This is a genomic window from Boudabousia marimammalium, from assembly GCF_001936115.1.
GTDB lineage: Bacteria > Actinomycetota > Actinomycetes > Actinomycetales > Actinomycetaceae > Boudabousia > Boudabousia marimammalium.
This window is the reverse complement of the sequence record NZ_MPDM01000004.1, coordinates 22,512-44,604: the sequence shown is the minus strand read 5'-3', so window position 1 is coordinate 44,604 and position 22,093 is coordinate 22,512. Positions and strand designations below refer to the sequence as shown.

The 22,093-nt window shown below is 53.6% G+C and carries 22 protein-coding genes; 20 read left to right on the top strand and 2 right to left on the bottom strand.

Going from position 1 to position 22,093, the window contains the following annotated elements:
• The first annotated feature begins 1 nt into the window (after position 1).
• The 8 genes from BM477_RS04410 to BM477_RS04375 all read left to right on the top strand — a co-directional run bounded on the left by BM477_RS04410 (position 2) and on the right by BM477_RS04375 (position 6,483).
• Entirely contained in the window at positions 2–709 is a 708-nt protein-coding gene (locus BM477_RS04410; RefSeq protein WP_075361470.1) for an SseB family protein, read from the top strand.
• A gap of 183 nt (positions 710–892) precedes the next feature.
• The gene (gene infC, locus BM477_RS04405) at positions 893–1,609 is read left to right on the top strand and encodes a translation initiation factor IF-3 (RefSeq protein WP_245792868.1); all 717 of its coding nucleotides are present in this window, start codon (positions 893–895) and stop codon (positions 1,607–1,609) included.
• A 69-nt stretch (positions 1,610–1,678) separates the two neighbouring features.
• Complete coding sequence (gene rpmI, locus BM477_RS04400) at positions 1,679–1,873, top strand: 50S ribosomal protein L35 (protein WP_075361469.1); 195 nt, start codon at positions 1,679–1,681, stop codon at positions 1,871–1,873.
• 29 nt (positions 1,874–1,902) lie between these two features.
• Positions 1,903–2,286 (top strand): 50S ribosomal protein L20, encoded by a 384-nt coding sequence (rplT, locus tag BM477_RS04395; protein ID WP_075361468.1) that lies wholly within the window; start codon positions 1,903–1,905, stop codon positions 2,284–2,286.
• Positions 2,287–2,406: 120 nt separating this feature from the next.
• Complete coding sequence (locus tag BM477_RS04390; RefSeq protein ID WP_075361467.1) at positions 2,407–3,252, top strand: TrmH family RNA methyltransferase; 846 nt, start codon at positions 2,407–2,409, stop codon at positions 3,250–3,252.
• A 16-nt stretch (positions 3,253–3,268) separates the two neighbouring features.
• Entirely contained in the window at positions 3,269–4,273 is a 1,005-nt protein-coding gene (locus BM477_RS04385) for a thiamine-phosphate kinase (protein ID WP_075361466.1), read from the top strand.
• Positions 4,270–5,259, top strand: coding sequence for an endonuclease/exonuclease/phosphatase family protein (locus tag BM477_RS04380; RefSeq protein WP_075361465.1), 990 nt, complete (start codon positions 4,270–4,272; stop codon positions 5,257–5,259). Before BM477_RS04385 ends, BM477_RS04380 begins: the two co-directional genes overlap by 4 nt.
• 12 nt (positions 5,260–5,271) lie before the next feature.
• Positions 5,272–6,483, top strand: coding sequence for an MFS transporter (locus BM477_RS04375; RefSeq protein ID WP_075361464.1), 1,212 nt, complete (start codon positions 5,272–5,274; stop codon positions 6,481–6,483).
• A gap of 1 nt (position 6,484) precedes the next feature.
• Here BM477_RS04375 and BM477_RS04370 read toward each other — a convergent pair whose 3' ends face one another.
• Both BM477_RS04370 and BM477_RS04365 read right to left on the bottom strand, forming a co-directional pair.
• Positions 6,485–8,206: an ABC-ATPase domain-containing protein gene (locus BM477_RS04370; protein WP_158024353.1), complete on the bottom strand. Its 1,722-nt coding sequence runs from the start codon at positions 8,204–8,206 to the stop codon at positions 6,485–6,487.
• A 55-nt stretch (positions 8,207–8,261) separates the two neighbouring features.
• Positions 8,262–9,542, bottom strand: coding sequence for an alpha-amylase family glycosyl hydrolase (locus tag BM477_RS04365; protein ID WP_222842278.1), 1,281 nt, complete (start codon positions 9,540–9,542; stop codon positions 8,262–8,264).
• Positions 9,543–9,956: 414 nt separating this feature from the next.
• On the opposite strand from BM477_RS04365, the gene rpsB reads away from it, so the two are divergent.
• The 12 genes from rpsB to BM477_RS04305 all read left to right on the top strand — a co-directional run bounded on the left by rpsB (position 9,957) and on the right by BM477_RS04305 (position 21,899).
• Positions 9,957–10,844 carry a 30S ribosomal protein S2 gene (gene rpsB / locus BM477_RS04360; RefSeq protein ID WP_075361461.1) on the top strand — a complete coding sequence of 296 codons (888 nt, stop codon included), beginning with the start codon at positions 9,957–9,959 and terminating at the stop codon, positions 10,842–10,844.
• Between the two features lie 27 nt (positions 10,845–10,871).
• A complete protein-coding gene (gene tsf, locus BM477_RS04355; protein WP_075361460.1) occupies positions 10,872–11,711 on the top strand; it encodes a translation elongation factor Ts in 840 nt (279 codons plus the stop codon).
• A gap of 112 nt (positions 11,712–11,823) precedes the next feature.
• The gene (gene pyrH / locus BM477_RS04350; protein WP_084543706.1) at positions 11,824–12,564 is read left to right on the top strand and encodes a UMP kinase; all 741 of its coding nucleotides are present in this window, start codon (positions 11,824–11,826) and stop codon (positions 12,562–12,564) included.
• Positions 12,561–13,118: a ribosome recycling factor gene (gene frr, locus BM477_RS04345; protein ID WP_075361458.1), complete on the top strand. Its 558-nt coding sequence runs from the start codon at positions 12,561–12,563 to the stop codon at positions 13,116–13,118. Before pyrH ends, frr begins: the two co-directional genes overlap by 4 nt.
• Positions 13,119–13,132: 14 nt before the next feature.
• Positions 13,133–14,038 (top strand): phosphatidate cytidylyltransferase, encoded by a 906-nt coding sequence (locus tag BM477_RS04340; protein ID WP_084543705.1) that lies wholly within the window; start codon positions 13,133–13,135, stop codon positions 14,036–14,038.
• A 4-nt stretch (positions 14,039–14,042) separates the two neighbouring features.
• Positions 14,043–15,296: a dual-specificity RNA methyltransferase RlmN gene (gene rlmN, locus BM477_RS04335; protein WP_075361457.1), complete on the top strand. Its 1,254-nt coding sequence runs from the start codon at positions 14,043–14,045 to the stop codon at positions 15,294–15,296.
• Positions 15,277–15,825 carry a cell division protein DivIVA gene (locus BM477_RS04330; RefSeq protein WP_075361456.1) on the top strand — a complete coding sequence of 183 codons (549 nt, stop codon included), beginning with the start codon at positions 15,277–15,279 and terminating at the stop codon, positions 15,823–15,825. The genes rlmN and BM477_RS04330 overlap by 20 nt, the downstream gene beginning before the upstream one ends.
• Before the next feature lie 11 nt (positions 15,826–15,836).
• Entirely contained in the window at positions 15,837–17,066 is a 1,230-nt protein-coding gene (dxr, locus tag BM477_RS04325; RefSeq protein WP_075361455.1) for a 1-deoxy-D-xylulose-5-phosphate reductoisomerase, read from the top strand.
• A 53-nt stretch (positions 17,067–17,119) separates the two neighbouring features.
• Positions 17,120–18,340: a M50 family metallopeptidase gene (locus tag BM477_RS04320; RefSeq protein WP_075361454.1), complete on the top strand. Its 1,221-nt coding sequence runs from the start codon at positions 17,120–17,122 to the stop codon at positions 18,338–18,340.
• A gap of 29 nt (positions 18,341–18,369) precedes the next feature.
• On the top strand, positions 18,370–19,530 hold the full coding sequence (gene ispG / locus BM477_RS04315) for a flavodoxin-dependent (E)-4-hydroxy-3-methylbut-2-enyl-diphosphate synthase (RefSeq protein ID WP_425425740.1): 1,161 nt from the start codon (positions 18,370–18,372) through the stop codon (positions 19,528–19,530).
• A gap of 30 nt (positions 19,531–19,560) precedes the next feature.
• Positions 19,561–21,366, top strand: coding sequence for a proline--tRNA ligase (locus BM477_RS04310; protein WP_075361453.1), 1,806 nt, complete (start codon positions 19,561–19,563; stop codon positions 21,364–21,366).
• Positions 21,366–21,899 (top strand): peptide deformylase, encoded by a 534-nt coding sequence (locus tag BM477_RS04305; protein WP_075361452.1) that lies wholly within the window; start codon positions 21,366–21,368, stop codon positions 21,897–21,899. The genes BM477_RS04310 and BM477_RS04305 overlap by 1 nt, the downstream gene beginning before the upstream one ends.
• Positions 21,900–22,093 lie beyond the last annotated feature (194 nt).

Here is a 22,093-nt window from a genome sequence, read left to right as displayed (position 1 = left end):
GATGAATGGCCTCCCTGAGCTTTCTCCCCAACAGCGCGCCAAACTGAGTCAACGGTTGGGACAGAAGAACATCTTAGACGATGGTTCTTTAACCAGACAGATGGCTGCTGCCCTGCGGGTCGAGTCTGCCGCGGCTCGGTTGAGCGCGGTGGTGGCTGCGCTATCTGATTCCCGACTGTTAATTCCGGTCTTCCCTCACGCCACTGATAGCCACGAGAATCATACGTCGCTTACTGAGCAACTGGTTCGGGTTGAACTGGACGGGGTGCAGCTAATTTCCGCTTTCTCTTCAGTTGCTGAGCTGAGCAAGAGTAGTGAAGTAGCACGGCCCGTACCGATTCCAGTCCAACAGTTGGCAATGGCGGCCGCGCTAGCAAATCAACCTGTTGTCATTGACCGGCGTCCGGATCTGGTAGTTCCCCTCTCCGCTCTGGCAGCTTTGGCAACCGGTGATACTTGGGTGGCCCCTTGGGATGATGAGCCCCTAAATAGAGAGATGACCCAGGTGTTGGAGAAGTATCCTGCATTGCGGGCATTACGTTTTTTGCCGTCCATTGATGGTACCGTCTTGGAGCTACTGGTCGATATCAATATTTCTTTGGCGCGTGAGCAGGTGACGAAAGCGGTACAGGAGTTTAGGGAACTTCCTAGGGTGGGCGCTGCCTGCGGGAAACTTTCTGTGATCCCGAAGCCCGTCGTAGCTGTCTAGCAGTGCGATTGTGTGCAAGACCTCTCTTTATAAAGCACTATCTGGTTGTAGATTTGCTACACTAGTTGAGAACGACAAGGGTATTTGTGCCCTAACGTAAGTGGAGGCCACTCCCACCTGGGATCCGGCACACAGTATGTGTGAGAAATAGGGTTCGGGTACATCGCGTAGTCGGGGCATCTGATGATGTCTTACTTTGTGTTGTTTTGTGGTCTTCGCGCGCAGTTGCCGAAGACCTTTTGGTTTCTGTGTGAAAACTTCTTGAGAGAATGGAGAAGGGTCATCACTGAGCCTCGTGTTAATGATCGTATTCGCGTCCCTGAGGTCCGCCTAGTCGGTCCCCAAGGAGAACAAGTTGGCGTAGTCCGCGTTGAAGACGCTATGCGCCTTGCCCAGGAAGCGGATTTGGATCTTGTCGAAGTTGCCCCTGAAGCGCACCCTCCGGTAGCTAAGTTGATGGACTACGGCAAGTTCAAGTATGAGACAGCTCAGAAAGAGCGGAATGCTCGCCGTAACCAAGCGAACACCCAGATGAAGGAAATTCAGTTCCGGCTCAAGATTGATGATCACGACTTCGAAACTAAGACCGGACATGTGGTTCGCTTTCTCAAAGGCGGAGACAAAGTTAAGGTCGTCATCGTGTTCCGTGGTCGTGAGCAGTCCCGTCCAGAGCTAGGCGTCAAGTTGCTTGAACGTCTCGCTGAGGAGATTTCTGAATACGGCAGCGTGGAGACCCGTCCTCGGATTGATGGTCGCCGCATGAACATGGTGGTAGCTCCATTGCGTAAGAAGGCTGACGCGGTTAATGAAGCGCGGAAGCGACGTGAAGAAGTACGAGAAGAACGTCGGGCTCGCCGCCAGCAGCGTTCCGAACGCACCACCAAATCTCAAGAACAGTAAGTAGACCTCCGGTTAAAGCCGGGAATAATGTGCCGCTAAGGCACACCGATATAGACAGAGGGTAAGAACATGCCGAAGAACAAGACCCACTCCGGGATGAAAAAGCGCATTCGCCGTACCGGTTCCGGTAAGCTCATGCGCGAGCAGGCTGGCAAGCGTCACTTGCTGGAGCACAAGTCATCGCGTCGTACGCGTCGCCTGTCTAAGGACCAGGTTGTGGCTCCTGCAGACGCAAAGAAGATCAAGAAACTGCTCGGCAAGTGAGCCGGACCCGAAGTTAAGGAGAAAATGATATGGCACGCGTAAAGAGGTCAGTCAACGCTAAGAAGAAGCGTCGCGTCACATTGGAACGCGCTTCCGGTTACCGTGGTCAGCGTTCACGTTTGTACCGTAAGGCTAAGGAACAGGTTACACACTCTTTTGTGTACTCCTACCGTGACCGCAAAGCTCGCAAGAACGACTTCCGTCGTCTCTGGATTGCTCGCATCAACGCTGCAGTTCGTGCTCAGGGCATGACCTACAACCGGTTCATCCAGGGCCTGCACCTAGCTGAGATCGAGATCGATCGTCGTATGCTGGCCGAACTTGCCGTGAGCGAGCCCGAGGCATTCAAGGCATTGGTTCAAACCGCAAAGGCTGCTCTCCCCAAGGATGTTAACGCACCTAAGAACGCCTGAATCGGTTCTCTTGAGTTGAGTATCAGACATTAAATAGATGATCCAGAGTTAAGCTCTGGGTCATCTATTTTTTTCACCTCTAACCCCAGTCTTACCAAGAAAACAGTTACACTTACAGCTATGACTACATCACTCTTCTCTGAACGTGTGGACCTGCTAGATAATCCCACCGCAGGACGCGTCTCTTTCGTTGCTCATCTGAGTAACCGAAAAGCACGTAGCAAATACGAACAACTCCTTGTGGAAGGCCCGCAAGCAGTTAGAGAGCTGGTTCGTTTCGCCCCTGCTGCAGTACGTGATGTTTACGTCGACGTTGAGCTCGTCAAACATCATCATGACCTGCTGGTTGAGGCACGTAAAATTACTGACTTTGTGCATCCTTGTACTCGCCAGGTAGTCAACGCCATGAGTTCTGATGCACAAGGAATTTGCGCGGTAGCAAATCTGGAACAGCTTCCTATTGTTTCTGCGGAACAGTTCGCCGCTCCCAGTAATGAATTGATTATGGTTTTAGCTAGAATTCAAGATCCTGGGAACGCCGGCACCATGATTCGCGTGGCTGACGCTTTCGGCGCGCAGGCGGTCTATGCCACCTCGGGGACGGTTGACATGACCAGTCCCAAAGTGGTTCGCGCCTCGGCCGGGTCTGCTTTCCACCTCCCGATTGTCACTGGACAGTTTTCAGACCTCGTCTCAGCTTTGCGGCGGGACGGATATCAGGTCTTTGGTACTGCGGTGCAGGCGACTTTGACACTGGATGAGCTACTTGCCTCCCGTTCCCAGTCCCTACAGGGCCCGGTAGCTCTGGTTTTCGGTAATGAGGCGCGGGGTTTAGCTGAAGATGAGCGTGAGCTTTGCGATGAGTTACTTTCCATCCCCATGTATGGTGAGGCCGAATCCCTGAATGTGGCTACGGCTGCTGCAGTTATCACCTCCGCCGTGGCGCGGGTTCGTCACCAGTCATAGGGTGAGATGAATCCTCATGTTAGTCTCTGAACTATCTGAAGCAGAACTGTTAAATTGTTTTGTCCCAGACCTCCCGGCTGGTCAAGCCCAGTTGATTGGTCCCGGCGATGATTGCGCGTTAATCGCAGCCCCAGATGCTAGGTTCGTAACCTCGACTGACATGCTGGTGGAAAACCTTGATTTTCGTCGTGACTGGTCTACTGGTTTCGAGGTAGGTCAGCGCCTAGCAGCCCAGAATTTGGCTGACTGTGCCGCTATGGGCGCTCAGCCAACTTCCCTGCTGGTGTGTTTAGGGGTTCCCCGCGACCTCGAAGTGCAGTGGGTGAAAGACTTCACTGCGGGTATCTCCCTAAGGTGTCGGGAAGCTGGGGTAGGACTCGCAGGTGGGGATCTCTCCGGTGCCCCGGTGATTGTCGCCTCTGCAACCATTACGGGGAATCTGGATGGGGCAGAGCCGGTCCTTCGCTCCGGAGCCAGCGCGGGAGACATTATCGCCCTCGCTGGGACGCTTGGGCGCTCTGCTGCCGGGCTCTCGCTGTGCGAGGCAGGATATATACAAACTGAGGACCTTTACACACTACCTGAGAGTCTAAGAGCAATAGCTGCGGATAGTCTGAGAATCTTCAAAGCAGCTGAGCCGCCTTTGACTGCGGGCGTAGAAGCCAGGCAGGCTGGTGCCAGCGCAATGCTGGACGTTTCGGATGGGCTACTGCGTGACCTAGAGAGAATCTGTCAGGCCAGCGAAACTTCAGCGCGCCTAGATTCCGTGCTCTTGAAACACTATATTGAGCCTTTAACAAAGCTTGCGGCTTGGCTCAACGCCGATGTGAGACAGTGGGTGCTAGCCGGCGGTGAAGACCACGGAATGCTGGCGACCTTCCCCCTCGGCGTCCCGCTTCCCAAGCGTTTCCACCGCATTGGTGAATGCGTGGAAGACGGGAAAACAGAACTATACCTCGACAAGATGCCCGCGCCTGCGGTACTAGGCTGGGATCATTTCCGAAAGGAGACCCGGGAATGAGAAAGTTCTTTACTTTTCTAGCTTGGCTGATCACACTGACAGCCATTGCCCTCTACTGGGTGCCCAGTAGCGGTTACTGGTGGATTTCGGTTTCGCAGGTCCTTGCCGGCTTCCTCTTCGTAGTGCCCCTAGGGATTGGCGTATTTGCGCTCTTCAAACTGCGGATAGCTAAAGCTATTGCGGCGCTCTTGCTAGCACTTTTGTTAGCTGGCACATACTTATTCTTCCCTCTGGCGGGGCCCGTCTCCTCACGATACTGGTGGGCGGAGAACACTATGGAGACTCTACTTGAGAAACAGACTGGAGGCCGGCTAGAACTAACCGTTATTTCAGCGAATGTGGAGTTCGGGGGAGGGGACCCAGTCGCAATCGCCAAGCAGGCTAGGGAAGTCTCTGCCGACGCAATTGTCATCGTGGAAGCCACCAAAAGTTTCGCGAATAAGCTGGTGCCGATGCTCCCTGAATACAAGTACCGGACGAGCGACCCGGAAGATGAAGATGCTTTAGAAACTTGGATTCTCTCCCGGTTACCCATGGAATCGCAGCAGTATCTGGCCGACGCCTTCAATGCCGCTACTACTTTCCAAGTGCCCATCGTCAAGCTACAGACCGGTAAAGGTCCCGTCCGTATTGCGGGGACCCATATCATGCCGCCAATGCCGGGAAGAGCAGCTATCTGGAACCAAGAGATGTCTCTCTTACGTAAATGGGTAGATAGCGAGAATCTGCCAACTATTGCTGCTGGAGATTTTAACGCCGCCACTTGCCATCCGGAGTTTCGTGATCTCTCTGCTGGCTCTATCGATGCGGTGACGGCCGGTGATTGGTGGAAACCGCAGGCGACTTGGCCGACTAAGCTCCCTTTCACGCGGATTGACCACGTGCTGACTTGGAATCTGATTCCAGTTGATGGAGGCACATTCGCTATCCCTAATAGTGACCATCTAGGCGTCTGGGGACGGGTGCAACTGGCTGCGACGCAGTAGAATATTGCAGTGATGGAAGAGAAACAGGAAACTACCGTACACGCTATTCGAGTCCCGGGAACCTTGGCGATTTTAGTTACAGTGCTTTTCGGACGTCTCCCGCAGGGCATGGTTTCACTGGCTTTTATCCAGTTCATCCGTGATGAGGGCGGTAGCTTCGCTTACGCGTCAGCCTTAGTGTCGACTTTTGTGATTGCCGGTACCTTAGGACAGCCACTGTTTGGACGACTTATTGATCGTTTTGGCTCGGCCAGGATTATTATTGGGACCGGTACCATTGCCTCTATGGCTTTTGCCGGTTTAGCGCTCACCCCTACGGGCTTGGTTTGGTTAGTGTTGCCGCTTGGGGCTATCGCAGGTTTCGCAACGCCACCGCTAGAGTCGGCCGCTCGGGTTTATTGGCCACGCATGATGAAACGCGGCACGCAGCTCGATCAGGCTTATGGTCTGGATCTGATGGGGCAGCAGCTCATTTATGTGTTTGGTCCCTTACTTTCGGCTCTCGGGATTGCTTGGCTGGGTTCGCGTGGGAACCTTTGGGGCATTGTAGCAATCGGCCTATTTGGTGCGCTCGCCTTTGCGCTGATTCCAGAACCCGCAAAACGGGCCGAGGAAGCAGCTCCCGCCGGTATCGTTAAGCATCAGTCATTGATTAGCGATGCTTTCTTCACTCGGCTGCTTATCTTCATGTTTGGACTTGGAGTACCTGTCGGTGTGCAAGCTATCGCCGCCACGAATTATGGTGAGTTTCATGGCTCAGCTACCGCTTCCGGATTTGCTTTCGCAGCTTATGCGTGTGGTGGCACTCTGGGGGCGCTCTCCGTCTCCAAACTCAAAACCGGCACCATGAACCTGCGACAGATCTCTTTCATCGGAGTGGCTGTGGCTGTCGGCTATGCGCCTTTGGCTTTCTTAGGAGCGCCCTTGTGGCTGTATTGCGTGCTTTCAGTGCTTTCCGGTTTGGCATTTCCGATTGGTTTGACTGCCGGATTCCAAATGGTGGAAAGGACCTGCCTGCCGACTCGTTTAGCGGAAGCTAATGGCTGGGTCATCGCCGTTGTGAATCTGGGTGTGGCTCTGGGCGCGATGGGCGCTGGCCCGCTAGTGGACTGGTTGGGTAAGATCCCCGGCATTACTACCGCAGTAATCTTGGCTGCTTTCGTGAGCCTAGCTGGGGTGGCAACAATCTGGAACTTGGACGCCACTTCGCGTTTGCGTCGTTAAATCATTCGAAACGTAGGCTTCGTAGCCGGCTCAAGGCGGCATGGATTTCTTGGGTGCGTACTTCAGCTAGGTCGCCGCTCAAGGGGTTTTGTGTTCCCAAGGCGCCTAGGCCCTTCTGTCTCACTTCGGACAGTAGTGAGTCAATCAGTTGCGTCAGGGAGTCATTCTGGTCTCTCAGCTGGTGACTTCGCCCCAGGATACTGACGATCACTCGCGCCAGCAAGGCTGTCTGCGCTGAATCCACCAGTTGCTCTACAGCCCTGAGATCAACTAGCTCATGGTTGATACTGAAAGCATCCACCCCTTGAGTTTTCAACTTCAGTCGATCGCCTAATCTGGTGGCGCGTGGCCAAGGCCGGTGCGCGCTCAGCAGGGCCAGCTTTTGAGCGTCTCCCCGCCGATTTGTAACCTCAGTTTCCTTTCCCAGAAACAGGCTACGACTTCGCTCGGTCACATCATGCAAAAGATAGTCCTCTAACAGAATCACCTGATTAGCTAGGGGCAAGTAGTCGCTAGAGCCACCCATCACGATAATCAAGGACAAACCCGCGGCGACCATTTCCTCAACCCGATCAACTAGAGGAGTAATCGGCTCGGAGGGGACCAAACACCGCATGAGTGGATCTCTAATCAGCAAGTTTGTGGCAGAAGTGTCCTCATCTAAGAGCAATACCTTGCTACCAGATTCGACTGCCTCCACTATTGCGGCGGCCTGCGAAGTGGAGCCAGACGCATTCTCTGTGGAGAAACTCAGGGTGTCAACGCCGCTGGGCAGGTCGCTAATGAAATCGTTGATGCAGACGGCTTGGACGGGACGACCATCCTCGGCCCTGAGCTTCATCGCGGTTGGATTGGTGACCACTAGCTCCCGGCCATCACCAGGAATATGCGGATAGATGCCTCGCTCAACCGCGCGCAAAAGCGTCGATTTCCCGTGAAAACCACCTCCCACAATCAATGTTAGCCCTGACTTGATTCCTAAACCGCGGGTGGGCCCAGCGTAGGGAAGGTCCATGGTTACTGCTAAAGACTCTGGCGCCGTAGTCTTGATTGCATTTTGCAGAGGACGATCGCTCACGCCGCTTTCTCTTGCCAGCAAAGAGCCATCTGCGATGAATGCCACCAGTCCCCGCTGCTCCAACTCATTTCTGGCCACACGGTAGTCATGCAAGACTTGGATCTGCTTTTCCAGCTGCTGCTTGGGAGCTCGGAAGATAGCTTCGTCCAGAATATCAATCAGGTCGTATTCGATTAAATCTGCGGCTGTCTTTCCCAAAATGCTTCGCCCTCGGGCAGGCAACTGCATCCGAAAACGTAACTCCATCCCCCTCGGCAAGCCCGGAATATCAGGGTGCGGGGCCAACATGACTGAGGAGCGACGTAAAATCTCCTGCCCCGGCTGAGCCATACTGAAATGGGGGCGCGCCGGACTAAAGCTGTGAATCACCGAGCAGAGGCGACGCGCCAGATAGTCCGCAATCGCCTCACGGGCGGTGTCATCCTCCCACCATTGATCAGCGAAAGGAAGCTGCTGCGGCCCCAAACGCAGACGAAAATCCGAAGGCGGCGCATAAGGATCGGACTGGACTCTATCAAGATAGAGGACAGCGCCCGGCCGCCAAATATCCATCCGGTACTGCCCAATCATGGATTTGTAGGCGCCATAGTTACGCCCATCGGCTTTCTCTAAAGCATTGAGTAGTCCACTCAGGTCTGAATCCACTGGTTCGGGTCTTGAAAACTGACGCTTGCCGCGTTGATACCCCAAGGTTTTCCTCTCAGATAGTGTGGGCAAGAATCGCCCAGCCGGCAGGTCCCAGGTGGATTCCGTCAGCGTTTTGATGCGCGTCGCGGTGGGCAATCAGATTGCCGCCTTCGCATTCCACGTCGACAGCATTTTCCCCGCTGTTCAAAGCCACGGTGAGCAAGGGTCGCCCCTCCGGGTTAGATTCGCAGACATAGGCAATCACGGGCCCGTCCACCGCAATCGGCCGGGTCCGTGAATGGATTAGTTCGGGAACGCGCCGACGGATGCTGAGCAGGTGTTGTAGCAGCCGGTAGCTATCAGGGCGCTCAGCCGGGGCGGGTGGGAAGGGCGGCAGGGCAGCACGGATCGCGTCATCGCCACCAAAGCGCTCCTCTTTGTGGCCAGTCCAGTCAAGCTCATCACCATAGTAGATCGCGGGAGTGCCAGAAACTGTAGTCAAAATGACGTAAGTCAAATCGGTGAGCGGGGCAGGCACCTGCGTAGCGATGCGGGTGACGTCGTGGTTGCCCACAAAAGTGTATGGCAAAAAAGCTTCAGTGAACTCATTGTGACGCTTGAGCGTCCATGCCAGCTCATGCATGTTCTGGTCATTAAGAGATGACCAGATAGCTTTCCAAAGCTCGTATTCGGTGACTGCATCCATCCCGCTGGCGGTCACGGTATGAATATAGTCGCCGTGAATCACCTCGCCCATAATGTAGACATCTGGATAGCGTTCTTTGACTCGGCCCAAGATCGGTTTCCAGAGTTCGGGCGCCAGCGTGTAAGCGGCATCCAAACGCCACGCATCAGCTCCCATACTCAGCCAGTGCGTCATGATTTCCACGATCAGGTCTTGGACGGCAGGGGAGGAGTGCTTCAGTTCAATCAGCTGTCCGTGACCTTCAAAAGCGCGCGGCTGGCCGGTATTGTCGGCATGGACGAGGCCGTTTTCGATTGCCTGCGCCGGGTCCTCAAGGAGGGGGTGGTTGCGCGAAATATGGTTGAATACGCCATCTAACATTACTTTCATGCCGCGTTCGTGGGCGGCCGCAACTAGGGCGTGGAAATCTTCGAGATTGCCTAGACGCTGATCGATTTGGAAGTAGTCAAGCGTGTCGTAGCCGTGCAGTTCAGAAGCGAATATAGGCCCCAAAGCGATGCCATTCAGCCCGAGATCACGGGCATGGTCCAACCATGGAATCAGTTCCTTGAGGGAATGATGGCAGGTGGAATCCTGGCCGGTTGTGTCAGCTCCCAAAGCTCCGAGGGGGTAGACATGCCACCATTGCATATGTTCTTTCCAGGACAAGTAGTTTCCTCCTCGTAAACACTCCAGTTGTTCCTTCAAGGTTACGCCCTCTTGCCTAGGTTTAATGAGTTTACGTGCCGAGATTTGCCCTGCCGAGGGAGATCCGGCCAGTAAGCAACGGTGAGAAGGTGACTAATCTCTAATCCGAAACTGTGGTCTGCGTTATCACGCCTGTGATTACTAGGCTAAAATGAATCTAGCACCCGACTGTTTTGGGTGACTTCGCGTGCTCTTTTGCTAAAGCTGATTGGGTCAAATGCTTAATCGCGCGGCGGCGGATATGAACCGGCGGTCCCTACGGGGCGGAACATATTAGAGCACTAGGGTTGGACACATTCGTGTTCGACACAAAACTCGAGAACAACCAAAGGGCGTTTCGCCCTCGCACGCATGAGCGTGTGGAAAGGAATGAATATGGCAGTCGTAAAGATGAGTGAGCTCCTTCAGGCAGGTGTGCATTTCGGACACCAGACCCGTCGTTGGAACCCGAAGGTAAAGCGCTTTATTCTGACTGAGCGTAACGGCATCTACATCATTGACTTGCAGCAGACTGTAACCCACATTGATAAGGCATACGAGTTCCTGAAGGAAACCGTTGCTCACTCGGGTACCGTTCTGTTCGTTGGTACCAAGAAGCAGGCACAGTCCGCTGTTGAAGAGCAAGCTACTCGCGTTGGTATGCCCTACGTGAACCACCGTTGGTTGGGCGGTATGCTCACTAACTTCCAGACCGTCTCCAAGCGTATTCAGCGCATGAAGGAACTGGAACAGGTTGACTTCGAGGATGTTGCTGCTTCTCAGTACACCAAGAAGGAACTGCTGATGATGCGTCGCGAAAAGGACAAGCTGTCCCGTACCCTGAACGGTATTCGTGACATGGTTAAGGTACCTTCCGCTCTCTGGATCGTAGACACCAAGAAGGAGCATCTTGCGATTGCTGAAGCTCGCAAGCTCAACATCCCGGTAGTTGCTATTCTTGACACCAACTGTGATCCGGATGAAATCGACTACTCGATCCCCGGAAACGATGACGCCATTCGCGCCGTTGCCTTGCTCACTCGCATTGTTGCTGATGCCTGCGCTGAGGGCCTTGTTGCCCGCAGCGAAGCAAAGTCCAAGACCGGTCAGGAAGCAGAAGCTGGCGAACAGCCTTTAGCCGAGTGGGAGCGTGAGCTCCTCAATGCGTCCGAAGAAACTGAGGTAGCTGAAGAGCCCAAGGCCGAAGAGCCCAAGGCCGAAGAAGCTAAGACCGAGGAAGCTGAAGCTCCTAAAGCTGAAGCTGACGAGAACACCGAAGCCTAAACACACCTACGAAAGGTAATAACCCTTATGGCTAACTACACTACTGCCGATATTAAGGCCCTGCGCGAGCAGACTGGCGCCGGACTGCTGGACGTTAAGAAGGCTCTTGACGAAGCTGAAGGTAACAAAGAAAAAGCGCTAGAGATCATTCGCTTGAAGGGTATCAAGTCCCTGTCTAAGCGTGAAGGTCGCGCTGCCTCCGCAGGCCTCGTTCTAGTTCACATTGCTGATCAGGACAACGGCCAGGTAGGCATCATGGTGGAAGTTAACTCCGAAACCGACTTCGTTGCTAAGAATGAAAAGTTCATCGAGTTCGCGGACAAGGTTCTTGCCGCCGCTGTTGAGTCTGGCGCTCAGAGCGCTGAAGAGCTCTTGGCCGCTCCGGCTGCTGAAGGCACTGTCAAGGACATGGTCGACGGTGTTGCTTCAGTAATCGGCGAAAAGATTGTGGTTTCCCGCATTGCTCGCGTTGAGGCTCCCGCAGTTACCTCTTACCTGCATCACTCTAACCCCGATTTGCCTCCGCAGGTTGGCGTTCTAGTTGGTACCGATGAGAAGGCGGCTTCGGTTGCTCATGATATCGCTTTGCACATTGCTGCATACCAGCCCGAGTACCTCGATCGTGACAGCGTTCCCGCTGACGTGATTGAGAAGGAACGCACCACTTTGGAAGAGCTGACTCGCTCCGAAGGCAAGCCTGAAGCTGCTTTGCCGAAGATTGTTGAAGGCCGCATGAACGGTTTCTTCAAGGAGAACACCCTGATGGATCAGGCTTTCGCTAAGGACCCGAAGACCACTGTCGGCAAGATTGTCGAGGAAACTGGTGGCCAGGTCGTAGCTTTCGTCCGCTTCCATGTCGGTGCATGAGATAGCTTAAGCTACTAATCAGAAACAGCTCTGGGGCGACGTGTCCCAGAGCTGTTTCCTTATCTATCAACTATGATGGACAGGAAGAATGAAACCGGCCGAAAGGACGCTAATGTCGGAAACGACCAAGCCTCGCAGAGTGTTACTGAAATTATCAGGTGAAGTTTTCGGTGGTGGGAGCGTCGGCCTTGATCCTGACGTGATTTCCCAGATTGCTAATCAAATCAAAGAAGCTCGCGAAGCTGGTGTCCAAATCGCCATCGTTGTGGGCGGCGGAAACTTTTTCCGTGGTGCGGAACTAAGCCAGCGTGGCTTCGACCGGGCCCGCGCTGACTATGTGGGAATCCTTGGCACAGTAATGAATGCGCTGGCTTTGCAGGATTTCCTTGAGCAGGTTGGTGTTTCCACTCGCGTGCAAACCGCTATCGCCATGGGGCAGGTGGCTGAATCATACATTCCGTTGCGTGCCATTCGTCATCTCGAAAAAGGACGCGTCGTGGTCTTTGGTGCTGGTGCGGGTCTTCCGTACTTCTCCACTGATACGGTGGCCGCGCAGCGCGCACTTGAAACTAAGTGCGATGAGATGCTGGTGGCGAAGAATGGCGTCGACGGTGTTTATACTGATGATCCTCGAGTTAACCCGGATGCGCGGCTGCTACGTGACCTTACCTATCAAGATGCCTTAGCTCAGGGACTCAAAGTCGTTGATGCGGCAGCATTTTCACTATGTATGGACAATAATGTTAATATGCGTGTCTTCGGTATGAATGAGCCAGGCAACGTAAAACGAGCCCTTTTGGGTGAAGAAATCGGTACTTTGGTTACCTCACAGCAGAAAGAGAACGAGAAGTGATTGACGAAATCCTGCTTGAAGCAGAAGAAAAGATGGGCAAGGCGATTGATGCTGTCCGTTCAGAGTTTGCGAATATTCGCACCGGACGCGCCAACTCCAGTATGTTCAGCTCCTTAACCGTGGACTATTATGGTGCTCCCACTCCGATGCAGCAGCTGGCTTCTTTCCAGATTCCAGAGGCCCGTACCGTACTTATCAGCCCTTATGATCGCGGAGCTGTAAACGAAATCATTAAGGCTATCCGCGAGTCAAACCTTGGGGTGAACCCCACTGATGACGGACAGGTTATCCGCGTTAGCCTACCCGCTTTGACTGAAGAACGGCGTAAGGAGTATGTGAAGCAGGCCAAGAACAAGGCGGAAGAGTCCCGCATCTCGATTCGCGGTATTCGTCGTAAATCTAAGGATGCTTTAGACAAGCTAAAGAAGGACGGTGACGCTGGCGAAGATGAGGTAGAGCGGGCTGAAAAAGAGCTGGAAGCTCTCACTAAGCGTCATGTTGACCAGGTTGATGAAGTTCTCTCTGTGAAAGAATCTGAACTACTCACTGTCTGATTTAGGCAAAGCAGATGAGCCCTTTAGACTCTGAAACTCTCAAACGCCGCCGCGATAGACTGCGTGCGGCGGACGCACCCGTCCCAGTTGATGCCCCGAAACCGGATAAACAGTACAAAGGAGGCCGGGATTTACGGGCAGCTATTACGGTTGGCATCAGTTTGGCGGCACTATTTTTGCTATCCATTCTGATTCACCCAATCGGGTTCTTGGGGCTGAGTAGCGTCGGTTGTGTTTATGCCTTGTATGAGCTGAAAAATGCTTGTGCGCGCGCTCATTTGAACGTGGCATATCCGGTCTTAGCTGTAGGTGCGGTAGGTATCTTAACCTCGGCGTACTTCTTGGGAATGGAAGCGGCCTTTATCTCTTTCTACGCTGCTGCGGGCGTAGCCATTGTATGGCATGTGCTCGCTAATTCTCCGGTGCGTGAGACCACTAGAAACTCTGCCGCCTCAGTTTTCTTACTGGGGTATGTGCCGCTTCTGGCTGCCTTCGCGGTGCGCATGCTGACTAATGGTGGATACTGGGCTGTGATTGTCTTTGTCCTCTTGCCGGTCGGAAACGACACTGGAGGGTATATCGCGGGTGTCTTGAAAGGTAAGCATCCGATGGCTGCCTCTATTTCACCTAAGAAATCATGGGAAGGTTTTGCCGGATCAATTGCGGCAACTATCACTATTGGCACGATTTCAATGCACCTGCTGGGCGCATCGTCGTGGTGGGGTGTTATTCTGGGAATTGCAATCGCTATTACCGCGACAACCGGGGACTTGGCTGAATCACTGATTAAGCGCGATTTAGGATTGAAAGACATGGGCAGTATCCTGCCTGGACATGGCGGGTTCATGGATCGACTGGATTCTCTTTTGGTTTCAGCACCCGCGTGCTATCTGATTATGCACTTCGCTCTCTCTTGGTAACTACGTGACTCAAAAAACTACTTTCTCTGTTGAAGATCTCCGCCGCCGGGCTACACGGCAGGTTTTGCCTACGGATCAGCCTCCTGAGGGGGCCACCACTCCCGATGCAAAACCAATGCTTTCATTCACCGCGCAGCGGCGTGGGTACCCTCCCTCGCACCTAGCTGATTTAGATGTGAAAGCTCGGAAAGAGCTTTTGAAATCTGCTGGATTACCTGGCTTTAGGGCGGATCAGATTTCCCGCCACTATTTTGGGCGTTGCGTTGCCGAAGTAGATAAGATGCCCGACGTGCCAGCCTCCATGCACGACATTGTGACTGATACTTTGCTCCCGACTTTGATTAATTCGGCACGTGAACTGGTTGCTGATGAGGGGCGTACCCTTAAGACCGTGTGGGAACTTTTTGATAATTCTCGGGTTGAATCCGTATTGATGGGATACAAGGACAGGGTCACTCTGTGCGTCTCTTCTCAGGCAGGTTGTGGAATGGCATGCCCATTCTGTGCAACCGGTCAGATGGGCTTCATCCGTAATTTATCCACTGGTGAGATTCTCGAGCAGGTACGTCACGCGATGCTCACAGCGCAGGATGGCAAGCTTAAGATTGGTCCGAATCGTCTCACCAATGTGGTGTTCATGGGAATGGGTGAACCTTTGGTGAACTACCGAGCAATCGTGGAGGCTTTGCACCGCATGATTGATCCCTCCCCGGAGGGCTTCGGTCTGTCGGCGCGTAATATCACAGTCTCTACGGTTGGCTTGGTACCCAGCATTTATAAGCTTGCAGATTTGGGTCTGCCCGTTACCTTGGCGGTTTCTTTGCACGCCCCAGATGATGAGCTTCGTGATGACCTGATTCCGGCGAATAGTCGCTGGAAAGTTGGCGATTTGCTGGACGCGGCATATCATTACTACTCGGTAACTGGTCGGCGTGTATCCATTGAATATGCGTTGATTCAGGATATGAATGACCATGTATGGAGAGCACAACTGCTTGCTGACGAGCTTAATCAGCGCGGTCGCGGTTGGGCTCATGTGAATCCGATTCCGTTGAATCCCACTCCGGGATCGATCTGGACGGCTTCACTTCCTGAACAACAAGATGCTTTTGTGCAACAATTGAGGGCAGCGGGAATCCGGACTACCATCCGTGATACCCGTGGCTCAGATATTGACGGTGCCTGCGGTCAGCTGGCGACTGAAGTAAATAGCCAAAAGGCAGCAACGAGGAGGGCAAATGTCAGAAATGTTCAATAAGGTCGGTGGGCTTCGTGCAGGCTACGCCATCGATGAAGTAGATGACTTTATGGCACGGGCGCGCGCCTCATATGAGGGTTCCTCCAGTGAAATTAACGCGCGTTCGGTTCTCGCTGCGGCTTTTTCGACTCAGAAGGGTGGATATAAGCGGGTCTCAGTAGATGCGACGCTCGACCGTCTCGCTGCGGCTTTCGTGAAGCGTGACCGTGCGGACTATGTGGCCCGCCATGGACAGCAGGCTTGGCTAGACCATGTCGCTGATCGGGCCACCGTGCTTTATCCCCGTTTGAGTCGTCCCGAGGGAGAGCGCTTCACACATCCAGAAAAGGGCGAAAGCGGTTATTCTGTTGCTGAGGTGGACGCGTTCTTGACTCGAGTAGTGGCTTTCTTCAATGAGGGGCAGCCTCTTTCAGCGCGCGATGTTCGCAATATCGTATTCAAGGCAAAGCGTGGTGACAAAGCATACTCTGAGGTCAGCGTAGACGCTTACCTGAACGCGCTTCTTGAAGTGATGCTTGCAGTAGAGTAGACGGATATTTTATGTCCTCCAGCCAACGTCCTGTAGTTATCCTCGGCTCTACGGGATCTATCGGAACCCAATGCATTCGAGTTATTGAACGTAATCCGAACCTATATCGGGTGACTGCTTTGGCCGCAGGTGGCCATAATCTTGCTCTACTGGCAAGACAATGCGTGAGATTGGGTGTGGAAATCGTCGCCATCGCTGACGGTGACAAAGCTGAGCTTGAAGCTGAGTTACGACAAGCTTTTCAGACAGAGGGACTGCCCGTTCGACGACTACAGATTCTAGTGGGGGAACGGGCGGCAACTGAATGCGCAGCTTCTTCCTCTGCCGACACTGTGGTAGTCAACGGGATTACCGGCGCTATTGGGCTTGACCCTTCTCTCGCTGCGCTTCGAGCGGGAGCGACCTTAGCGCTTGCGAATAAGGAGTCGCTGGTGGCTGGCGCTCCCTTGATACGTTCAGCCTTGCAACGTCCAGGACAAATCGTGCCGGTTGATTCTGAACACTCCGCCATCGCGCAGTGCTTACGGTCAGGACGTCACGAGCGCGGCTTGACGGTTCCGGTAGTATCTGGAAAGACTGATGTGTCTTCCTTAGTCCTGACTGCTTCTGGTGGGCCTTTCCGGGGTAAAACTCGTGCCGAGCTAGAAACAGTGACCGTCGCGCAGGCTTTGAATCATCCTACTTGGGATATGGGTCCAGTGGTTACTATCAACTCTGCGACGCTGATGAATAAGGCGCTCGAGCTAATTGAGGCTCACGTGCTATTTGATATTGCTCCCGAACACATCATTCCGGTAGTCCATCCTCAGTCGCATATCCATTCGATGGTGCAGTGGAAGGATGGGTCAACTATCGCACAGACTTCTCCTCCTTCGATGCTGATTCCCATTGCTTTAGGGCTCTCATGGCCGGACCGTTTGGAAGCGGTCGCTCCAGCAAACCTGTTTGATTTTCCGTTCAGTTGGGATTTTGAGCCGGTAGATTTGCAGACTTTCCCAGCTTTGCAGCTTGCTCGAGAGTGCGCCGCGGCAGGTGGCACAATGCCGGCAGTAATGAACGCTGCCAACGAGGTATGCGTGCAGGCCTTTAGAGATGAGCGAATCGGTTTTCTAGACATCGTTGCTAGGGTTCAGGAGGTCTGCTCTGAGCATGAGACGTTACCGGGAACTTCTCACGAAGAGGTATCTACGGCGGTCACTTGGGCGCAGTCTTACGCCCGCCACCTAATTGCTACACGCTAAACTATTTTGATGATTGGCTTTAGAATGTTCAGTTTTTGTTACGGGGGTGCACAATGGGAGTTTTGCTAGGCGCCCTTGCTTTAATCTTCGGCCTAGTGGTCTCAGTGGCTTTGCACGAGTTTGGCCACATGGTTCCAGCTAAGCTATTTGGTGTCGGGGTACCGCAGTATTCGGTAGGCTTCGGCCCTAGCCTGGTGCATCGCAAATGGGGACAAACCACCTATCATCTTCGAGCCATCCCGTTGGGTGGCTTCGTCCGGATTGTAGGTATGATTCGTCCGACGCCGGTTGTCTCGAATCGTGGTTTAATTGGTAGCTGGGGTGCTAAAATCGCTAACGAGACCCGTGCGCAGATGCGGGCAGAGTTGGAGGAGAATGAGGGGCTCGCCCCCATGTATCTCCTTGCACCGTGGAAGAAGCTGGTCATTATGGCTGGTGGTATCTTCATGAACCTGTTCTTGGCTATCATTTTGACTTTCGTTTCTCTGCTGGGGATCGGACAGCCAGCTCCGACGACTGTGGTGGATTCGGTGACTGTGTGTCAGTCTGAGAGTAGCCAGTGTCCCGCTCAGAAAGCAGGCTTACAGGCCGGCGATAAGGTCCTAGCGGTGGATGGTAAGTCTGTAGCTAGCTGGAATGAGCTAGTCGCTCAGATCAGTGCCGCCCCTGCGGGGGAGCCGTTGCAGATGACCATTAGCAGGAGTGGGGATGCTCAAGTCCTACAGGTGGTTCCATACGCTTCTGCTGGTCGCAGCTTGGTCGGGATTACCCCGGCTTTCGTGCAGGAGAAGGCCAGCGTTTCTGAGGTAGCGCAGACCGTTTGGGCGCAGGCCAAAGGGACGGCTGGCTTGGTGTTGCGCCTACCGCAGGCCACTTGGGTGCGTATTAGCCAGATGTTTGGCATGCAGCAAGACAACCGGAATGTTCCTGTCTCTGTGGTTGGTATTGTGCAGATGGGCGCCAGCATCGGTGGCACCGAGAACCCGGCAGTTTCGGTCGTTGACCGGATCGGCATGATTTTGTTGCTGCTGGCTTCCCTTAATATGGCTTTGTTTATCTTTAACCTGATTCCTTTGTTGCCACTTGATGGGGGCCATGTAGTTAGCGCGATTTTTGAGTGGATTCGCCGAGAATGGCGCCGAATGCGGGGTAAATCTGATGTCGGGGCGGCTGATGTAGCGCGATTAATTCCGCTTTCTTACCTTGTCGGTGGGCTACTTTTGCTAATGACCGTTATTCTGGTAGTAGCAGATTTTGTAGCTCCAATTGTTTGATAAGCATCGGCATAAGACAGGAATTAGGTGTGAGTACAGAAGTTTCCCTAGGAATTCCTAAGGTGAAGGAAGCCCCGCAAGTGCTTCGTCCTCGAAAGAAGACCCGAAAAATCAAGGTTGGAGACGTGTACGTTGGTGGTGACGCACCTATTTCTGTTCAGTCGATGACTACTACACCGACCCACGATATTGGTGCCACCTTGCAGCAGATTGCTGAACTGACTGCCACTGGTTGCGATATTGTCCGCGTGGCTTGCCCCCGTCCTGAGGACGCTGAAGCGCTGCCGGTTATTGCTCGCAAGTCTAATATTCCGGTGATTGCGGATATTCATTTCCAGCCTCGCTACGTTTTCCAGGCCATTGAGGGCGGTTGTGCGGCAGTTCGCGTTAATCCCGGTAATATCCGCAAGTTTGACGATCAGGTGAAAGATATTTGTAAGGCAGCTTCAGACTACGGATGCTCTTTGCGTATCGGTGTGAATGCCGGTTCTTTGGATCCACGCCTGCTTAAGAAATATGGTAAGGCCACTCCTGAAGCACTAGTGGAATCAGCGATTTGGGAAGCGTCTTTGTTTGAAGAGCATGGTTTCCATGATTTTAAGATTTCGGTTAAGCATCATGACGTGGTCACCATGGTTCGTGCTTATGAGATGCTCTCTGAGGCGGGGGACTGGCCTTTGCACTTGGGTGTGACTGAGGCTGGACCTGCCTTCCAGGGAACAATTAAGTCTGCTACTGCTTTTGGTGCACTGTTGTCCCAGGGTATCGGCGATACCATCCGTGTTTCTCTTTCGGCTCCTCCGGTTGAGGAAGTCAAGGTTGGTATTTCGATTCTGCAGTCGCTGGGTTTGCGTGAGCGAACTTTGGAGATTGTGTCTTGTCCTTCTTGTGGCCGCGCTCAGGTGGACGTGTACACCCTCGCCGAGGAAGTCACAGAAGGCTTAAAAGACGTGAAGGTGCCTTTGCGGGTCGCGGTGATGGGCTGTGTCGTTAATGGTCCAGGTGAGGCTCGGGAAGCTGACTTGGGTTGCGCTTCCGGCAACGGAAAGGGTCAGATTTTCATTAAGGGCAAAGTCGTGGCGACTGTGCCAGAAGATCAGATTGTTGAGACTTTAATCGCGAAAGCGAATGAATTAGCTGAAGAAATGGGCCTTGAAGAGGGCTCTGGTGAGGTAGAAGTAATCGCGTAGGCGTTTGCTTCAGGAAAGAACAGGTTAGCAATGTTAAACAAGATGTCGTCTTATTTCGTCCGCACTTTGCGCGATGATCCTGCCGATGCTGAGGTGATGAGCCATAAGCTACTGCTTCGGGCAGGCTATATCCGCAGGGTTGCACCTGGCGTTTACACTTGGCTGCCACTTGGGTTGCGGGTACTGCGTAAGGTTGAGCAGGTTGTGCGTGAAGAGATGGACGCTTCCGGTGCGCAGGAAGTTCTGTTCCCCGCATTGTTGCCGCGTGAACCCTATGAGGCTACAGATCGTTGGACTGAGTACGGCCCGAACCTGTTCCGTTTGCAGGACCGTCGCCAGAATGACTACCTGTTGGCCCCCACTCATGAGGAAATGTTCACCTTGCTGGTGAAGGATTTGTATTCCTCGTACAAGGATCTTCCTTTGACCTTGTATCAAATCCAGACCAAGTACCGTGATGAGGCGCGCCCGCGCGCGGGCCTGATTCGTGGCCGTGAGTTTGTTATGAAGGATGCCTACACTTTCGATCTGACCGATGAAGGATTGGACGCTTCCTACAATAATCAGCGGGCCGCATATCAGCGGATTTTTGCCCGGCTGGGTTTGGAAGTAGCGATTTGTAAAGCAACTTCCGGCGCTATGGGTGGTTCTCGTTCTGAAGAATTCTTGCATCCTTGTGCGATCGGTGAGGACACTTTCGTCCGTTCACCTGGTGGCTACACCGCTAATGCTGAGGCGGTTACTACTGTTGTTCCTGACGCCCTGCCGATTGCAGGACAGCCGGAACCGGTGAAGCGCCCCACTCCGGGAGCTAAGACTATTGCTGACCTAGTGGAGATGGCTAATCAGATCGCTCCGCGGGAGGATCGTCCGTGGGAAGCTGCGGATACTTTGAAGAATGTGCTTGTCACGTTGATTCATGCCGGCGGTGAGCGTGAAGTTATTTGTGTTGGCCTTCCAGGTGACCGAGAGATTGACATGAAGCGTCTAGAAGCTTCCGTTGCTCCCGCAGAGGTTGAAATGGCCACCCCGGAAGACTTGGCGAAGCATCCTGAGCTGGTCCTAGGCTATGTGGGCCCGCAGGTTTTGGGTCCGAACTCAGCTAACCGCACCACGGACAAGGACGGTAATCTGAGCGGTTCAGTCCGCTACTTCTTGGATCCTCGCGTGGTGGACGGCACGCAGTGGATCACCGGTGGTAATGAGGTTGACGCTCATATTTTCCATGTCGTTAAAGGACGTGACTTTGAGGCCGATGGCACGATGGAGGCCGCGGAGATTCGCGTTGGCGACCCGGCTCCTGATGGTTCTGGTCCTTTGGAGCTGGCCCGTGGCATTGAGGTGGGACATATCTTCCAGCTGGGTCGCAAGTACGCCAAGGCTTTGGGCCTGACGGTACTTGATGAGAACGGTAAATCTCAGGTTGTTACCATGGGCTCCTACGGCATCGGCGTCTCCCGTGTGATGGCGGCTTTGGCAGAACAGAACTGTGATGAGAAGGGGCTGGCCTGGCCGCTTGGTTTGGCGCCTTTTGATATTCATGTTTTGGCTACCGGTAAGGGCCAGGAGATCTTTGACACCGCTCAGTCTCTCTCTGACTTGCTGACTGGAGAGCTGGATGTGCTGCTGGATGACCGCCCTAAGGTTTCTGCTGGTGTAAAGTTTGCCGACTCTGAGCTCTTGGGTATGCCCTATGTGTTGGTGGTCGGACGGGGATTACGTGACGGGGAAGTCGAGTTCCGCGTCCGTAAGACCGGGGAGCAGCGCGTTTTGCGGATCGAGGACGCAGTCGACGTTATTTTGAGCGAAATCAAGGCAGCAAAGGCGGCAAAGTAATGGCCATTAGAGATATTCGTATTATTGGCGATCCGGTTCTACGCACTCCTTGTGCTCCCATCACCGACCCGAAATCGAAGGCAGTCCGAATCCTTGTGGAGGATCTGCTGGAGGGGGTAGATATGGACGGAAGGGCTGGTCTTGCCGCCAATCAGATTGGTGTTAGCTTGCGGGCTTTTTCGTGGAATATTGAAGGCGAGGTCGGATACATTCTGAATCCCGTAATTGCTGATCTAGATTTTTCAGAGTATCAAGATGGCGATGAGGGATGTCTGTCGGTTCCAGAGCTTTGGTTCCCAACCAAGCGTGCTTGGTATGCAAGGGTAACCGGCATCGACCTTGACGGGCATGAGATTGTGGTTGAGGGTGAAGAGCTAATGGCTCGGGCTCTGCAACACGAAACTGACCACCTCGACGGGCATCTCTATCTAGATCGTCTCAGTCCCAAGCTACGTTCAAAAGCAATGCGTGAGGTTCGTAAGATTATGGAACCCACAAAGTCTTCCCCTAGCTCATCTTTCTTTAGTAAGTAGTTAGTCACTAGTACGTATCCGCCGCGCGTTCAGATGTTGAGGACGCGCGGCGGTTTGCGTTGTGCGACCGAATCTGGAGGCGTGAGCAAAGTGCATTCTCCTTTCCCTTCAGGGACTGTCTCTGGATGCTTCTGGCAGGTAGAAGATTCTACCGGACAGCTCATTCTGGGCTTGCGGCCTTGACTTGTGATCTA

Bases quoted from the DNA above. Each gene is read 5' to 3' on its own strand.
- BM477_RS04410 (WP_075361470.1), top strand. From the start codon at position 2: ATGAATGGCCTCCCTGAGCTTTCTCCCCAACAGCGCGCCAAACTGAGT.
- infC (WP_245792868.1), top strand. From the start codon at position 893: ATGATGTCTTACTTTGTGTTGTTTTGTGGTCTTCGCGCGCAGTTGCCG.
- tsf (WP_075361460.1), top strand. From the start codon at position 10,872: ATGGCTAACTACACTACTGCCGATATTAAGGCCCTGCGCGAGCAGACT.
- BM477_RS04330 (WP_075361456.1), top strand. From the start codon at position 15,277: ATGTCAGAAATGTTCAATAAGGTCGGTGGGCTTCGTGCAGGCTACGCC.
- BM477_RS04375 (WP_075361464.1), top strand. From the start codon at position 5,272: ATGGAAGAGAAACAGGAAACTACCGTACACGCTATTCGAGTCCCGGGA.
- BM477_RS04340 (WP_084543705.1), top strand. From the start codon at position 13,133: ATGAGCCCTTTAGACTCTGAAACTCTCAAACGCCGCCGCGATAGACTG.
- BM477_RS04385 (WP_075361466.1), top strand. From the start codon at position 3,269: ATGTTAGTCTCTGAACTATCTGAAGCAGAACTGTTAAATTGTTTTGTC.
- rplT (WP_075361468.1), top strand. From the start codon at position 1,903: ATGGCACGCGTAAAGAGGTCAGTCAACGCTAAGAAGAAGCGTCGCGTC.
- rpmI (WP_075361469.1), top strand. From the start codon at position 1,679: ATGCCGAAGAACAAGACCCACTCCGGGATGAAAAAGCGCATTCGCCGT.
- BM477_RS04310 (WP_075361453.1), top strand. From the start codon at position 19,561: ATGTTAAACAAGATGTCGTCTTATTTCGTCCGCACTTTGCGCGATGAT.
- BM477_RS04380 (WP_075361465.1), top strand. From the start codon at position 4,270: ATGAGAAAGTTCTTTACTTTTCTAGCTTGGCTGATCACACTGACAGCC.
- BM477_RS04320 (WP_075361454.1), top strand. From the start codon at position 17,120: ATGGGAGTTTTGCTAGGCGCCCTTGCTTTAATCTTCGGCCTAGTGGTC.
- dxr (WP_075361455.1), top strand. From the start codon at position 15,837: ATGTCCTCCAGCCAACGTCCTGTAGTTATCCTCGGCTCTACGGGATCT.
- BM477_RS04390 (WP_075361467.1), top strand. From the start codon at position 2,407: ATGACTACATCACTCTTCTCTGAACGTGTGGACCTGCTAGATAATCCC.
- rpsB (WP_075361461.1), top strand. From the start codon at position 9,957: ATGGCAGTCGTAAAGATGAGTGAGCTCCTTCAGGCAGGTGTGCATTTC.
- pyrH (WP_084543706.1), top strand. From the start codon at position 11,824: ATGTCGGAAACGACCAAGCCTCGCAGAGTGTTACTGAAATTATCAGGT.
- BM477_RS04305 (WP_075361452.1), top strand. From the start codon at position 21,366: ATGGCCATTAGAGATATTCGTATTATTGGCGATCCGGTTCTACGCACT.